The following is a 16,079-nucleotide window of genomic DNA, read 5'->3' as shown; positions in this document are numbered from 1 at the left end:
GGCAGCCAGATCTTGGGTGCGAGACGGATGCTGGCGCCATGCTCTTTGACTTCGGAAGCAAGGAACTCGACGGCCGAGCTTGTGCCCGCGCGACCCGCCCAGAATTGAAGACCGGCATGATGCGTTCGGGTATCGACGTATCTAGTTCGCCTATAAGCACGGACGCCGGCGAACAGAAGCGCTGCGACAGCGCTTGTTCCAATTGCATGGATGCGCCACGCAATCTCGTTGTAAAGGTCAAAGCGAGCGCGAAGATCGTGGAGCGTATCATCAATGCTCCCAAAAAGACCGCCTAGCTGAATGTTCCTCACTATTTGTCGAAGGACAAAGAAAAGATCAGCGCGGAATGGGCCATCCGCTCGCCAACCTTCCGGGGCGAACAAGACGAAGGTGATTATGGCGCTGCAAAGCGCGGCAGCGAGGCAAGCTTGCAATGCCGCGGTCACAGCTGGTTCAAAGGAACGATGTTCGTAGGCGGCAGGTTTCGTTCTCCGAAGCATCTATTAATCCTTCAGCTTTCCGGTCGATCGCCAGATGATCAGGCGCGCTCCTTGAGGAATGTACAGGTTTGGGTTGTGAGCGGCGGGAAGATGCTTGTTCATTAAACGCAGCATCGCCTCAGGTTGATCGAGCAGCGCAGCCGCCCTCGCCCAGGGCATGGACGTTCGCACGGAATACAGACATCCGTCCGCCTCGGGTGACAAACGCCGGCACGATCCCCATTCGCCTGTCGATCGGCTCCGAACCATTGGGTCTGGCGTATGCGTCTCAATGGCCCCGAAGGAGAACCCAACGCTCGCGATGATCGCCGCTGCGCCGCCTAGGATGACCGAGACCTTCGCGTTTGAAAGGCTACGCCACCACTTGGTGATCGGTCGGCGCGGCGACATCGCGGCAACGGGTTTTTCTTGGACAGCATCGGCCATCGGCCTCGGCAAATCGATACCCGTAATGGCGACCACAATCTCCGCGTATTGCGCAGCCGACAGCCGCGAGGTCGCAGACCGTGGTTCCCGAGCGAAGCTCTCCGGCGACATCCGCTTGCAACGGGCAATGTATGCCCGAAGTGCTTCTGCGCCTTCACGTACGATCTGTGCTTCGAGACGCTTATGGTTCCCGGTGTCAGACATCGGAGCCGCCAAGCACTGGATAGATCGCGATCAACTGCTCGCGGATATCGGCCGACCAGCCGACAATCTCGCTCGCGAAGAGTCTTGCTTCGAGGCGATCAAGCCCGGTCTCGGCACACACCTTCTCGTAGCCGCCCTCGACGCGCCAGCGTGCGATCTGCGATGGCCGGATACCGAGGTTCTCCCACAAACGTATGCTTTCGGGCTGGACCCGTCGGACGACAATGGTCGCGTGTTCTTCCAGCAGCCTGAGCACAGGTTTACCGAGATCGACCGAAACGTCGTTGAGAAAGGACCTGACTGGCCCGTATCGATTGTTCAGGATGAAGACCACTCGGCTGCCCGGGAAGCACAGAGCATGCCGCTGAGCTTCTAGCGCCGCGTGCCGCACCGACTCCTCGCTAGCGACTACGACGATGTGGGCGTCGACCGCGATGCGGAGTTCCTCAATCTCCTCGGCCATGTCGATGCTGAGAAAGGCGTCATCAGCGACGGCGCTCAAGCCTCCGGCGATCTCAATCGCGCACCATCGACCCGTTGCCGGCATGCCTACGACGACGTTGTAGAAGGGCGCGATCGCCCTTTGAAGAGCCCAGCCATCCTCGCGCGAGCGTCGAAACACCGCGACATCGATCGTCGTCACCGGTTGCCCGGTCATCCGCTCGATCTTCGTCTGGTCGTCGATCTGCATCAGATCAAGCGGAACGGACGCGATGGAAAAAGCATCCGCAACGTTGACGAGAAAGCTGCTCTTTCCGATCCCCCCGATGCCGCCACGCACCATCATCGCGCGGGCTGACTTGCCCGGTTCAGTCGATTGCTTGTTGCCAATGGCTTCGTTCGACTCGACCTTCTTCGCCATTCTCTCAGTCCTTCTCCAAACGGTTTGCACGCATCGCAAATGCTGGAAAACTCGTCAGCGGAATAAATGAGGTGTAAATTATGCATTTCTGACAGAGACTTACGCCCACAGGACGCCCATCGTGAGACCACTACTGTGAACCGTTCTTCTCTGTCGCCTCAGGAAGGCAGGGGGGCCGCTCCACCGTCGAGTCAGTCGAAACCAACGTGCGCTGCGTATCGAGACCGAAAAAGCAAACGCCGCTTTCGCCAATAGACATCGAAAAACAAAGGGAGCGGCGACGCTCCCTTTGCTGGCTGGAATTGAACCAGGCTATCGAGCCCCGTTATTACTCGATCAAAAGGTCACTCTCCGCCATCGCCGCTTTATCGATGGCTTGATCGAGCAGCATGGCTGGGTCCGCGCTTTTGAGCAAATCGCTGACCAACTGAACGGCCGCCATCTCGTGGTACCTGTCCGAGGGGTTGAGATGGAGCAACTCGTCGGCAACGGCAAAATGCGACATCTTCAATTCGACGGGCGGACCGCCGCTCGTCCGCAGCCCCTTGAAGAGCAACTGCGTTGCGAAGCGCGCGACCTCGTACATTGGAGCGTCGATTTGATATCTGCTCCATATAATAGACGGCTGGATGTCAGCAGCGCAGCTTATCCTAACGAGATCAATTCTCGGCATGCTGTTGGGATGGGAATTGAACGCCTCCATGACCAAGGAGTTGGCCTTTGCCCAGTCCTTTTGGGGCATCGACCATGACGCGTCGGTTGCGGCGATGATGCGGTTCATCCGCGTCAAAGACGTATTCAGCAACCCCGCCAGTTGACGATGAGCGCGGATCAGATCCGGTTCGCCTTCGTAGAGACGGCTCGCGAGCATATCCACTGCAGTGATCGGCAGCTTGCGCTCGTCCAACCCCTTCCTACCAATCCGCTTAACGTTGTCGAACGACAACGGGACGACAGACTTCAACTCCGTCTCGATCGCCTCGGCGCTACCAACCCCGGATGCTCGCATCTCGTCGTAGCACCGCAGCACATGTATGCAACACGCGATCTGCAGACGCTCGGCAACCGCCCGCAAAGGGCGACGTCCTTCGTGGTTCCGCATTTCCGGCATTGGGATGAGAAGGCTTCGGAAACCGTAGCCGGTCGTGTCGATAGCCGACGGATCGTAATAGACACGCACCTCGGTTGCGGGATCGACCGGCGCTTCCGATCCTAGCTTCGCCAAACGTTCGAGCCGCTTCCGCCTTAGGGCACGGCGTTCACTTTCGCTTACCGCTGGCGGATGCGCTGGTTTGGTTCTGTCGTTGCTGTTGCTATCCGTCATGGCTTCCTTACTTTCGCATGATGCATACACCTGCGTCCCTTGCAGGGAGCGCTCGAACGTCTCGCCGATAAGACAACTCGCGGGTTGACCGAAGCTCTGGCGAGACGGTGACAAGGTTTCGGAATGCGGAGACAACCACAACGGAATCAATGCACACGGAATACGCTAACAAAGGCAATGACTTGTGAAGACTCTTCTGAGCGGGAGGCTGCCAAGTGAGGACCGGTACGTCTGCCTCGAAAGCCCTCTTGAATGAAATGCCCTGTGGGGGCGCTATGTCGATCGGCGACGGCCAATGCCGGCGTTGCCAGATTAATTAGAGCTAGGCTCAGGACTCGTTGATCAAAGCCAGAAGATGACGGCGGCGGCGATGCAGATGGCTGAAAAGAAGGTGTGGGCGCATCGGTCGTAGCGGGTTGCGATGCGGCGCCAGTCTTTGAGCTTGGCGAACAGGTTCTCGACCTTATGGCGCTGGCGGTAAAGGGCTGCGTCATAGGGGAACGGGACCTTGCCGCTCCGGCTCGACGGGATGCAAGGCTCGATACCCTGTGCTTCGAGTTCAGCGCGGAACCAGGCGCTGTCGTAGCCCCGGTCGGCGATCAGAAGGGCGGCTAGTGGCAGGGCGTCGAGCACGAGGCGTGCGCCCTTATGATCGCTCATCTGTCCTTCGGACAGGACCGGACGATCGGCCGCCCGTCCCCGTCGCAGACGGTATGCAGCTTGGAGTTCAGACCTCCTTTGGTTCGCCCGATGCGACGGGGAACATCCCCTTTTTGAGAAGGCTCGCCGCCGTGCGGTGCGCCTTCAGATGCGTGGCGTCGATCATGATGCGCTCAGGCTTGGGCCCCTGGCCCGCGAGCCCAGCAAAGATTCGATCGAAGACGCCAAGTCGCGACTAGGGAGCGGACTCGTTACGCATTGATCCAGATGCGGACGGCTGCGAGTTTGATGGCGGCGAGGAAGTTGTCAGGCCTTCGGTCGTAGCGCGTTGCAATACCGCGCATCTGCTTGATGCGGTTGAAGAAGCGCTCGACGAGGTTGCGTTGGCGATAGACCCATCGGCTGAAGGCGAAGGTAGCCTTTCGCGTCGAGCGCGGCGGGATGTTGGCCCAGGCGCCCCGTGCCGCGACGAACGAGCGGATGCCGTCCGTGTCGTAGGCCTTGTCGGCGATCACGGTCGCACCGGGCGCGACGGTATCGAGCAGCTTGGCTGCCATGGGTGCGTCGCCTGCCTGACCGGCGGTGAGTTCCAGGCGCACGGGTCGGCCCTCGGCATCCACGAGGGCATGGATCTTGGTGGTCAGGCCGCCTCTGGAACGTCCCATGCAAGGATCGGCAGGCCCCCCTTTTTGCCCGCCGCCCCATGCTGATGGACGCGCACGCAGGAGCTGTCGATCATCACGATGTCGCCGTCATAGGCCCGGCTCACGGCCTCCAGCAGTCGATCCCAGACACCGGCAGCCCGCCAGCGTGTGAAGCGGTTGTAGAGCGTGGTGCGTGGGCCGTAGCGTTCGGGTACGTCCCGCCAGGACGAGCCGGTCCGAAACCGCCAGAGGATGCCGTTGATCACCCGCCGGTCGTCCACACGGGGCACGCCGCGGCTGTTCCGAGGCAAGAGCGGTTCGATCACCGACCACTCGTGATCCGTCAGTTCATGACGACGCATGCCAACCTCCTTCGCAGGAGATTGAAACAGATCACCCCAAAACCGTGAACCCCGTTATGGGGACACCGTCTAGCGGATGAAGCGGTTGTAAAGCGTCTTTGGCGGACCATAGCCGGCAGGCGCGTCCTTCCACTGCAACCCGTTGCGGATTACGTAGACGATGCCGCTCACCGCCCGTCGGTCGTCAACGCGCGGAACGCCGTGCGACAGCGGGAAAAAGGGCGATATACGCGCCATCTGGCGCTCGCTCAAAAGAAACAGCCCGGCCATCGAAACCTCCGTCCGAAAGCCGAACTGAATCAGACCTCAAACCGAATTAATAGGTCCTTAGCCTATTCTTCTCAATTATTAAATGTTTGGTCACGTTAATGACTCGCCCACTCACTGCCCTTCTTATTCGCCGCCCAAATATTATCGAGTGCACTTCCGATACCGAACATATCATACGACGTCATGCGCAACTTTATTCGTCCTCTCGCCTACGGCGAAGTGCAGCCGCGCGTCGCATGTAGTCTAGGGTCGTCTGTGGGTTGGCTGGAGGCGTTGCCGCTTCGTTCGCCGCTGCGGGACCTCCGCTCTTCGCATTCACGGCATCAATGGCTTGGTCGCTGCTTCTGACGAACGGGGATTGGCACCTCGACGTTACCGGCTTTCCCTCAAACTGCACCGGTTTTGAGCTCACCTTTGGCGCTTCCGTTTGAAGGAATTCGGTCTGGCGAACGGATGTGGATTGAGGCGGTGTCGGTCCGCGAGCCGTCGCGCAATCCCGCCGCTTGAACCCGTGGTTCGTTTCCGGCGAGATGTCGGGCTCTTTCTTGAGCTTGCGCCATACGAGAGATGACAAGTGTCCGCGGCTAAGGCGTGTGCCGTTCGCCCGTTTTACTCCGGCAACAAACAACACTTCTATAATGTCATCCCAACCGAGGCCGCGTCTGCGTGCGGCTTCAAACCAAGCGAGATGCCGATCTATCACCTTCGCCAGCCTTACTTGGCGCCCATTCGCTAGGTCAATGTCCGCCGCGATTGCCCGAGCCCCTTCCATTAGTTCCTCATTCCGCAAGGCACCCTCCCGATGTTCTGTTTGATTGTCGTCGGCGCAGCACAATTCGTCGTCAGCGCCATTCAAAACGCTTCGATCCACTGCAAAGCGCTTCAAATCAGTATGGAGCAAAGCGCAGCAAAATGAAATGAAATGAAGAGCTCACACCTGTGCACCATACGGTGCGTCAAAGCGCTAACCTTCGGGCTCATACCACAAGGAGCCTCAAGAAGCCCGCCAGCCAGTTTTCGGGCGACTCGGTCGGTCGAGCGGAGCTAGAGCACCTGCAGATATGCTCGTCCTCTGGCTGATATCGGTGGCGATTGCGCCTTGATCGCGGTGATGAGGAAATTGCTACCGAGAGTTGTCTACCGCCAGAGGACCACCCATCCTTTACGTGCCAGCCACTGCCCTGCGGCACCGCCGTGCTGGCGGCCGGTAGGATCACTGCGTTCAGCCCCGTCGACCGTCCGCGCCCCCTTCCAAGTTCTTATCGTACTTACCGACCTTGAAGAGGTGAAGGCGGTGCCAGGCAAGGCAAGTACGATGCTTTTCAGTCAATCCGATCGGTTGCTCCCAGCGAAGCTCTGAGCGCGCTATCTTGCCAAGGATAGGCGAAAACAGTGGCTGCCCGGCATCGTCGAAGGTCACGAGGCCGCGGTCGAACGCGGCGTCCCAGAGAGCCGAAAGAAGCAGGCCGTTGTGAACGTCGAGGCGTTCGGCGTCACCCGTGCAGTCCTTCCAGGGAATGATGTGCGACGCGCGTAGAAGGGGTGCATCCGTGATGCCCGTCAGCGGACAGCGGCCCTGCCAATACTCGAGCAGCCCGGACCGAAAGACATCCTGGCCGATGCGCTGAACGACCAGCCGTTCGGCCTCGGTGCTCGTCGGCAGATCCTTCACCTTGGCCTGGAATTGCGCGAGCGGAGCATCGGGGAGACTGGCCGCCAGCTGATAGACCCGGGGCATCAGGGCGTAGAGTTCGCCGAGCGACGCGAAGGCGTAGCGGGCCAACCCGGGCCCCTCGATCGCATCGGCGGCGTCGTGGAGCTCTTCCATCACGCCCCCATGGTCGAGGGCGAGAAGCCAACGGGCGGCAGCGTCACGCGCAAGCCAAATCGAGCCCTGCGCCGTAGTTGAGCTGTAGTGCCGCCAGCCATCGGTCTCGCCATGCGGCCGGCGGAAGCCGTTTTGGAACGCGACCTTGTCGCATTCTTGGCGGACGATGAAGGATTGGGGCGTCTCGATCATCGCCTCATTCCTTTTCGTTCCATAGCTTCTGGGCAGAAATGGCCATCGCTGTTTCCACGGCGTTGGCGGTTCGCGTCACCGCGTAGAGGTTCAGATCCTCGAAGGCCCCCTTGTAGTTCGAGAGGTAGCTCTCGCTCCGTGGCTCAAGGCCATTGCGCATCGCCACCAGGTAGGCGGCCATCTCGGCTTCCACTTCCATTAGTTCGTGGGGCGTGTTGCGCCGATCCGGCACGCGGCGTCCGTTGTCGGCGCCGAGATGGCCCAGATACAAATGCGCCAACTCGTGAGCGACGGTCACGAACCTTGTGGGCGCGGGATGATTCCGGTTGTACGCGAGCTGGTAGACGTTCTTGCCCTTGTCGCTCTTCGAGTGGGCGAGCAGTCTGATCCACCCCGCTTGGCCGTCGCCGGCGTCGAGCTGGACCAGGTCTATCTTTTCCTTGCGGACCGCTCGCATGAACTCGGCGAAGCGGTTGTCGCTGAGGTTGCCGAAAGTCGGGAATGAGAACGCATCGACCGGCGGATCCTTGCCTTCGGTGTCCTGCACGTCGAACACGAAATCGACCGGTCCCTTCATGCGCAGGACGAGGAGTGGGCGCGAGCCTTTCTTCGGCACCCGGCCGAACCGGTGCCACCAGTCATCCGCTGTCGCCGCGTGCGTGAGACCCGGCTTCTGGATATGCAGCAGCATTGCGTTGAAGGGTGCAAACTCGCGAAGGCGGATGGTGAAGGCAAATAGCTCTTGGATTGCCTCGCTGCTGTCGTAGAGCTTCGTCGCTGCGATCAGTTGGTCGATGAGCGCGCGCTCACGCGGCTGCTGATCGACTACGGGGCCAAAAAGATCACTCTGCGCGCGCGTCTGAGGCGTAGGGTCCGCGTTGAAAAGCCCACCGAGGCGATCACGGGAAAAAAGCGTCGACGGGTCGTCCAACCGATTGCCCTTCAGGAAGGGATCGACCCCTCGCTCCTCTAGCGTGTCCATGAAGCCATACAGATAGTCGAGCATTCTCCGACGGCCGAGTTTTGTGAACCCCGCCATCTTTCCGGCCATCGTGATTTCTTGGGCCGTTCGAACGAGATCACGGTCTCCTTGGTCATAGGTCGCAAAGGCGTCACAAAAGTGCGGCTCCGCACGTTCCATCAGGGACATGTCGAGTGCCGGCATCGCTCACATCCCCATGGCCTTGAACTCGCAGGTCGCCTCCATGCAGTCCCAGGCTTCGAGGACGAGGCGGCGGGTGCGGTATTCGCCGTGGTGGCGGATTTCCTTTTCCTTCAGGACGCGGAAGGTTTCCGAGGGATAGTCGGGGCCCTTCACGTCGGCGGGGTCGAGGATGTAGCGTAGCTCCTCGCGGGTCAGGCCGTAGGCGCGGGCGTAGAAGGCGTCGAGATCGGCGCGCAGGCGGGTACGGCGGTCCTCGTCCCAGGCGAAGGGCGGGCCGTCATGGCCTAGATCGCGGGCGAAGGGGGCGAGGCTGTGCGAGGTATAGGTGAGTTCCAGCACCTTCGGGGTGATGAAGGCCAGTCGGGGTTCGGTGTAGAAATCCGGATCAAATACAGGGAACTGCTTCAAATAGCCGTAGGTCAAATGAAGTCCGGCGACGCTGTTTCGCGCGGTGTAGTCGGTCACAATCGAATTCAGATTTGCGTACAGCCCCGTCAGGCGGTTCGTGCCTTCGGTCGAGAACATCAGCGGCAGAGTGTGGCCGACTGCCACGCGAGGAATGACCGAGAAGATGGCTGTTCGTTCATTGGTGGCTGCGGTGACGTCTTTCCAGCCCAAGAGCCATCCCAACTTTGTGCGGTCCGATAAGCGACCCTCAAACTCGGTCTTTGCCACCCAATAGAAGGGCTCCACCTCGAAACTTGAATTCTGATGCTCGTCGAGTGTGGTTTCAGGCAAAACACGATAACCCCGATCATCCCCGCGCGCGGCATAGCCAGCGAAGCGATGGTCGAAGAACGAAATCATCTTCGCTTCGTATAGTGGGACGTATCGGGTTGATTTCGGTCCACTACCCGAATCAACCCAGTCCATGCCGTCGCGGCCAAAGCCGTCGGCCTGCAACTGCGTGGCAGTTCGAAAGAACTCAGAGTCCGAGGTCATGTTGAACAAGCCTTGTCGAAACTCGAGCCCCCAAGGGTTGCCGTGCTTGTCGTTGCCCTCACGGATCAGCACCGGTGCGGAGCCGTAGATCTTCGCTGTCAGCTCAGCGTCATACCGCGCACGGAAAACTGGTGCAGTTCCGCTGTTGGGATTGATCAGAGCGATTTCTTCGGCCGACATGGTGAAGTTGCGCTCCGGTTCCAACAACTGGCTTGGGTCGGTCAGGAAGAACGCGAACGCAGCAAGCGGCTCATCTCGCCCGAGTGTCAGTAGGCTGAACTTCATTGCACTGTGGACCGCCGGAAACAGACCTGCTCGGTTTTCGAAGTCCACCAGCTTCGCCAATCGCTTGTCCTTGACCAATGCGGCGAAGAATGGGGCCGTCGTTGCGTCAGTCGCGATGCCAGTGGGCACGATGATCCCGGCGCGCGTTCGCGCCAGGTTGGCGAAGAGCTCGGCAAAAAGAGCGTAGGTGTTAACCTTCCCTCGGGCTGTGAGGTCGAACCGACCCGATGCGCGGGCGAACTCGTTGCCTGCTTCTGACTGTCTCAGCGCACCTTCGAATTCTGCGTAGGCGGCAGGGTTCTCTTTCTTAAGGTTGTCGATCGCGCGTTTGCGCGCAGCGCCTGCAAGCGCCGCGATTTCGGGGTGCTTCGAGGCGAAGTATTCCTTTTCGCTGAGTTGCATCACCTCCCACGGCGGGTTGCCCAGCACCACATCAAACCCGCCGCGCTGCATGACATCGGGAAATTCCAGCGGCCAATGCAGGGCGCGGGCGTTGCGGGCGGCCTTGGGTGCCTCGACCATCGCCTGGCGCATCTTGCCCTGATTCAGGGCCATCCAAAGCTCCTCGGTCGTCGGCACCGTCCGTTCTGATGCCCCCGCCGGTGCGCCACCGATCTTGGGCAGCAGGAAGGCTGCGACATAGAGGTCCGCCGCGGCCTTGGCGCGGACAAAGGTCTGTCCCTTGCGCAGTTCCTTGAAGCGCTTGGCCTTGGCGCCGATCTGCTCCACCGTATCCTCGGGCAGGTCCCGGAAGCCCGAGAAATCCAGCGCCAGTGGTTTCATCGCGGGCATCGACGCCTGACCGGTGCCGAAGTCGAACCCGCCTTGCCCCGCCGTCGCATCGCGATTGGCCTTGAGGTAGTACTTCGCGGTTTCCTTGTCGTCGCCGGTCAGAGGTTTGTAGGCGGCATCCGGGATGTCCTCCTGCAGCACCTGCAGGTCGAACACCCCCAGCAGCGCATCGCCGCAGCGGATCTGCGCGTCGAAAAAGCCAAGGGGAAGGCCGGGGTCCACCGTCTCGATCCAGAGCGCGACTTTGGTCAGCTCCACCGCCATCGGGTTGCGGTCCACCCCGTGCAGGCATGACCGCGCGACATCACGCAGGGCATGGCGGAAATCGGCGAGCGAGGGCGTGCCGTCGAAGCGGATGCGCGCCAGCCGCGTGGCGATGCGGCGGGCGGCGGCCAGCAGGAAGTGGCCCGATCCGCAGGCGGGGTCGATGACCGAGAGCTTCAGTAGGGCCTTGGCGGGATCGTCCGCCTCGGCCTCGGTCTTGTCGAGCACGGGGTCGAGTGCGGTGTCGAGCAGCGCCTGAACGAGGCTATCGGGCGTGTAGTAGGAGCCGGTGGTCTTGCGCTGGTTGCCCTTCTGCTCGGCCGCCTCGGAAGCGAAGAGCAGGGTCTTGCCGTCATCGCCCAGCTGCGGCTGCAGTTCGAGGAGGGATTCATAGACGGAGCCCAACTCCTCGGTCTCCATCGCGCGCCAGTTGACGGGGACCATGCCGGTTTTCTGGTCGAGCCAGGAGAGGCGGTAGAGTGCCTCCATGACGGCACGGTTGCGCAGGCGGGCAGTTTCGAGGTGGGGCAGCCTGTCTTCTGCGAAGAGGCCGCCAAGCGCCGGGAGGGCGAGCGCCTCCTGCCCGTGGGCAAGCGCGCGGAACACGATCTTGATGCCCTCGTAGCGGTCGTGGTGCTTGTCCCAGGTGGCGGCGCGGTAGCACTGCTTGCGCAGCGCCGCGAGGCTGTACCCCTCGGCATAGAGCGCGCGGGCTTCGGTTTTCGATTTCGCCGGGTGGAGGAGGTTCCGGTCCTCCGCGACCATCAGAAAAATCAGCCGGTAGACGAGGCGCAGGAGCTCGTTGAACCAGGTGGTTAGGTTCACCTCACCGGATTTCAGCTTCGCGGCGAGGTCGGGGTTGGCCTCAAGGAAGCCCGAGCCGAGCACCTTGAGCGCGATCTGAACCTGGTCGGCCAGGCGGTCGCGCGCGGCCTCGCCCTCGCGCGAGCCGGCCTCGCGCCAGCGCTCGAGCGGGCAGTCGGTAGGCGGGGCGTCGGCGGCGCCAAAGCGGGACCGATGGATCAGGAGCCAGAGCGCGGCGAAGGATGCGATGTCCTCGGTCGAGAAGATCTGGGCGAGGTCGGCTTCGATGTAGGCCGGGCGCGTCAGGGATGCATTGTCCCGCATGAGGCGAAGGTGGCTGCCGTTGGTGACGATGCCCCACAGCGCTTCCTCGGAGTCGTTGACGTAGTCTTGGAGAACAAAGGCGGGCGAGCGGGAGCGGTCGACAGACAGGGTCGGGCTGCGGCGGTCCAACGTCTCGCTCGGCGGGACCACAACCACGGGAACGCGCCCACTCGCTATCATGGCGAGCGGCGCGGCGGCAGGCGCGAGATCGTTGAACCCGAACGTCTCCTTAAAAAAGCTGGCCACGAAACGACGGGTTGCGTCCTGGGAGGGCACCTCGAGTTTCGCGAAGGCATCGAAGTGAGATTGGCCGACCCGGAACGCCGTCGAGATTTCCTCGCGGATCGTGAGGCCCTTGCGGACGGCGTAGTCTTCCGGCGCCTGTTCCGGGGCATCACGCTGATCGATCCTAGCGATCATCGCGGGCGCGATCAGGTTGCCCTCGAGGCTCAGCGAGGGCCATGCTGACATGTCGGAGATCGGTTTGCGCGTCATGATCACACCTCGCCCGGCATGAGGACGAACAAGCCGATCACGTCCGGCGGAAGGACCGCTTCGACGCTGACGCGAGAGATGGATCCGGCTGCGGCACGCAGTCTAGCGTGATCCTCGACAAGTTCCGCGGCACGCTGCTTGACGAAGTCCGCCAAGGGTCCAGTGAGCAAATTGGGCAGATCCGCCTTGGCGGCATTAATCATCCGATCTCGTGCGATCGCCGCGAGGTCGGCAGTGGCCGGCGTGCTGAGCATGTTGCGGACGTCTTCGCCGGTCGCCACGACGCCGTTGCCCTGGAGGGCAACCAGCGCTGCTTCTTCGGCCAGAAGCAGCCGCTCTTTTTTGGCGTGGATCGTGAGCTTGTACCGCACACGCAAGAGGGCAACGCGCGTCATCGCTGAGACCGCTGTTGTCGGCCACGCACCGACACGGCCGATGCCGAGGTCCGGAAGCGCCTCCTGATCCAACGACGACTCGACAAGGCTCTCGGCGAGCGACGCCGTCAGCGGATGAGTTCTCGTTAGGAGAGACGTTCCAGAGTGAGCAGGCTCTGCGATGGCGAGCCTGACAGATTTCTCGAGGCCGCGCTGTTCAAGCTTCTCCTTCAGAGGCTGCTGGAGAGCGTGAACGTGAGCGACGAAGACGTTCCGCTTTTTCTCCAGCGGCACCCCGAACCGCGACATCGCGCGCTCCACGAAAAGCCTTGTGTCCTCCGGAGAGCCAAGCAGGCTCCTGACTTTGTCCCATTCCGGCGCTACCTCTGCAGGCTTCATCGCATTTTGGGCGAACCGCGCACGGGACTTCTTCTCATTCTCGCTGGCGTCGCGCCAACGCGCTTCCATGACCTTTGTGCCATCCTCCAGGCGAAGGTCCAAAGTGAGCTGTTTGTGCCCGCCACGGCGGAGCATCATCGCCGACATCAAGGCGTCTGTGACCGGCCCGCGCTCGTCAGGCAGTGGAACCGTCACCCCGGTGGCCTTCCTGATTTCCTCGGCCTTCCGCAAGATGACGTCGAGGACGGCACCATCGATGGCACTGTCGGGCGAGAACATCATGATTGATCGAACCAGCTCGGCCAGCTGGCCGAAGCGGTCAACCCGCCCTTCACGCTGCTGATGCCGGGTCGGGTTCCACGAGAGGTCGTAGTGCACGACCGTGTCAAAAAGCTGCTGCAGATTGACGCCTTCGGATAGGCAGTCAGTCGCCACCAGAAGCCTTTGGGCGCCTTCTTCACCCTCTCCCAGTGCCATCTCCGCGACGCGATCGCGACGTTCGTCCGGGGTAAGTTCACCGGTTACGGACTCGATGATGAGCTTCGGGAACGCCTTTCGCAGCCGAGCCTTAAGGTGTTCGGCGGTTGCCAAATACCGACAGAAGACCACGGGGTTGGCACCGCTCTTGATCAGAGGCTTGAGCGCACCGATGAGGGCATCAAGCTTGGGATCTTTCGCTTCAAGGAGACCGCTAGCCTGATCGATAAGAGCATGGAGCGCGGGATCATTCGAAAAAGCGATGCTCGGTTCGATGTCCACGGCGTCTTCGTCGTCACCGTCGTCGTCATAGATCTGCGGTTCGAGGCGGTCCGCTTCGTTGGCGGCACGATTTCGCAGCGCACTCAGCGCGGCAGCCGGTGAGGAACCGACGCAGCGCATAAGAGCGAGGGTGCCCCAGAATGCTAGGCGCTGATCTCTCTTCTGCTCCCCAGCTTTCGAGACCACCGAGAGGCAATAGTCCAAAACGGCCTCCTGGAATGCCAAGTGCCCGGGTGAGAGCCGGTAAGAGTGCTCTGTCGTTTCGTGTTTCGGGAATGCTCGGTCCTCGTGCCAATCGCCCTCCACGAGGTCCACTCGACGCCGCTGGACAAAATGCCTCGCAAGGCGCTCTCGGTATCTCGCGCTGTCAAAGTCCAGCGTGGCGAAGTCCTGGTCGATGAGTGAGAGCAGTCGTGCAAATGCTTCCTCGTCGCCTGAATGCGGCGTGGCAGTGAGCATGATGATCCGTCGCTCCGGGTCCCTCGCGAGACCCTGCAGCAACTCGAAACGCTGCTGCTTGCCTTTGTGGGTGCCCACACAAGCGTGAGCTTCATCAACGATCACGAAGTCGGGACAGGCCCGCGCGAACCCCTCCCGGCGCTTCTCGGCCTTGATGTAATCGAGGCTGACAACCGTGTAGGGATAAGCGTCAAAGAGGGTCTGAACGAGCGGCAGATTGCGCTCGAGGCGTGCCGCGGTGCCGGAAGTCACCGCGACTGCGTCGATTCCGAACCGATCCTTGAGCTCGATGATCCATTGATCCACGAGGTGAGGCGGGCAAAGAACCGAGAAGGCATCCACTTCGCCGCGGTCCATGAACTCCCGCAGGATCAAGCCCGCTTCGATGGTCTTGCCGATACCGACATCGTCCGCGATCAGGAGACGTGGCACTTGGAGCCTGAGCCCCATGAGAAGCGGCACAAGCTGATACGTCCGTGGTTCGAAGGCGAGTTGCGCGGCAGATCGGAAAGGCCCGGCGCCGCGACGAAGTGTGAGCCGCAGTGCGTCCGCCAAGAGCGCAGCCTTGGCCTGGACAGTAGTGCGCGCGTCCTCGGGGAGGTCGAACCGCGCGGTTTCGACCGATGCAATTTCCAGTGTGGGATCTAGGACAACGATGTCGTTCTCGTTTCCCGACAGCGGTCGAAGCGCAAGAATCCCTGCGCGTGGCGTTGGGAGGGCCACCCATTCGCGGCCTCGGGCCCGAACCAAGTCGCCAGGTGAGAAACTCAGCACAAGGATTACCCTTTCAATAGATCGAGCAGCTGTCTGGGGACGCCGGCCTCGGCTGATGCTGGAAGAGCGACCAATTCCCAGCCTTTGTTGGCTGCTTCATTGGTCATGTCCGCGGAAACCGCCTGGCTCGTTGCGGCGACAAAGTGCCCGCGCCAAACGAATTCGGCTTCCGCACCGGCAAAGCTGAGGCCAACCGTGTCGACCTGCGGGAGACCAGCAGCCTCAAAGGCCTTCAGCCACGGCGACGACGCGCCGTCTGGCGCGGCCCGCCTCTCAAGGACTGTGCGACCGCGCGCAAGGTCAACCAAAAGCTGGGCAACCTCCCCGCTGCCGCGGTCGATCTGCTCATGGTCCGGCTGGTTGAAGTACGACAACAGGCAGCGGTAGCACCCTCTGACGCAGGCATCGTCGGCCTCCTCGATCAGCAGGCTAGCGTCTCCGCTTGCGACCGCTGCGTCGATGTTCTCGAAGTGCATGAGCTCGAGCGCTGTCCGAGCGACCTCGCTGATCGCATCTGGATTATCCATCAGGCGCTTAAGAACACCGGCACCCCCCTCTGTGGCTTCGTAGGCAAGGATGGCGCGGCGGCTGTCGCGAGCTGGAAGGGGCTCGCTTAGGATCTCGCCTTCTTCAAGCTGGTGGACGACCTCGATCCCCCGCAAGAGCGCATGCTGAACGGTGGTGATCGTGCTTGGGTCAAAGTTTTCCGGTTTCTTGAAGCGGAACAGAAGCGCGTTCTTGCGGTCCCTGACGATCGGCACGATTCGGACTAGCTTAACTACATCGAGCGGAGCATCGGTCTCCGCATCCTCGTCCTCAGATTTTGCCCAGTAGCCTGTGCGGGGATCGATATTGAAGCCGAAGACCGTCTTGTCCTTTCGGCGCTTCAGACCCTTGTTCAAGCGACTAATCTCGGCGCTGTTGGCGTATTGCAGTGCAAGCAGAGAAGTCTCGCCGCATCTGAATTCCGC

The 16,079-nt window shown here is 61.3% G+C and carries 9 protein-coding genes and 3 pseudogenes; 1 reads left to right on the top strand and 11 read right to left on the bottom strand.

The genetic code is table 11. The features are described from left to right. Positions 1-296, top strand: a 296-nt coding sequence (locus O5O54_RS21740; protein WP_279483942.1) for a hypothetical protein, incomplete at its 5' end; no start/stop codon positions are given. 207 nt (positions 297-503) lie between these two features. Here the strand turns inward: O5O54_RS21740 and O5O54_RS21735 are convergent. From O5O54_RS21735 to O5O54_RS21685, 11 genes and pseudogenes are all read right to left on the bottom strand, one after another. After that, the gene (locus tag O5O54_RS21735) at positions 504-1,130 is read right to left on the bottom strand and encodes a hypothetical protein (RefSeq protein ID WP_279483941.1); all 627 of its coding nucleotides are present in this window, start codon (positions 1,128-1,130) and stop codon (positions 504-506) included. Further along, positions 1,123-1,992, bottom strand: coding sequence for a hypothetical protein (locus O5O54_RS21730; RefSeq protein ID WP_279483940.1), 870 nt, complete (start codon positions 1,990-1,992; stop codon positions 1,123-1,125). The genes O5O54_RS21735 and O5O54_RS21730 overlap by 8 nt, the downstream gene beginning before the upstream one ends. A gap of 328 nt (positions 1,993-2,320) precedes the next feature. Beyond that, positions 2,321-3,316, bottom strand: coding sequence for a hypothetical protein (locus tag O5O54_RS21725; protein ID WP_279483939.1), 996 nt, complete (start codon positions 3,314-3,316; stop codon positions 2,321-2,323). A gap of 342 nt (positions 3,317-3,658) precedes the next feature. After that, a pseudogene (locus tag O5O54_RS21720) lies at positions 3,659-4,211 on the bottom strand (IS5 family transposase); the annotation flags it as partial. Between the two features lie 16 nt (positions 4,212-4,227). After that, positions 4,228-4,982 (bottom strand): annotated as a pseudogene (locus O5O54_RS21715) (IS5 family transposase). Positions 4,983-5,054: 72 nt separating this feature from the next. Continuing rightward, a pseudogene (locus O5O54_RS21710) lies at positions 5,055-5,252 on the bottom strand (transposase); the annotation flags it as partial. Between the two features lie 1,222 nt (positions 5,253-6,474). Beyond that, on the bottom strand, positions 6,475-7,272 hold the full coding sequence (locus O5O54_RS21705; RefSeq protein ID WP_279483938.1) for an HNH endonuclease: 798 nt from the start codon (positions 7,270-7,272) through the stop codon (positions 6,475-6,477). A 4-nt stretch (positions 7,273-7,276) separates the two neighbouring features. Further along, a complete protein-coding gene (locus tag O5O54_RS21700) occupies positions 7,277-8,437 on the bottom strand; it encodes an ImmA/IrrE family metallo-endopeptidase (protein WP_279483937.1) in 1,161 nt (386 codons plus the stop codon). A gap of 3 nt (positions 8,438-8,440) precedes the next feature. Then, complete coding sequence (locus O5O54_RS21695) at positions 8,441-12,343, bottom strand: Eco57I restriction-modification methylase domain-containing protein (RefSeq protein ID WP_279483936.1); 3,903 nt, start codon at positions 12,341-12,343, stop codon at positions 8,441-8,443. Positions 12,344-12,345: 2 nt separating this feature from the next. Continuing rightward, on the bottom strand, positions 12,346-15,057 hold the full coding sequence (locus O5O54_RS21690) for a DEAD/DEAH box helicase (protein ID WP_279483935.1): 2,712 nt from the start codon (positions 15,055-15,057) through the stop codon (positions 12,346-12,348). Between the two features lie 56 nt (positions 15,058-15,113). Beyond that, positions 15,114-16,079, bottom strand: a 966-nt coding sequence (locus O5O54_RS21685) for a DUF1998 domain-containing protein (RefSeq protein ID WP_279483934.1), incomplete at its 5' end; no start/stop codon positions are given.

The sequence above is a fragment of the Aureimonas sp. SK2 genome (assembly GCF_029813115.1).
Classification (GTDB): Bacteria; Pseudomonadota; Alphaproteobacteria; order Rhizobiales; family Rhizobiaceae; genus Aureimonas.
This window is presented reverse-complemented; position numbering and strand designations above follow the sequence as displayed.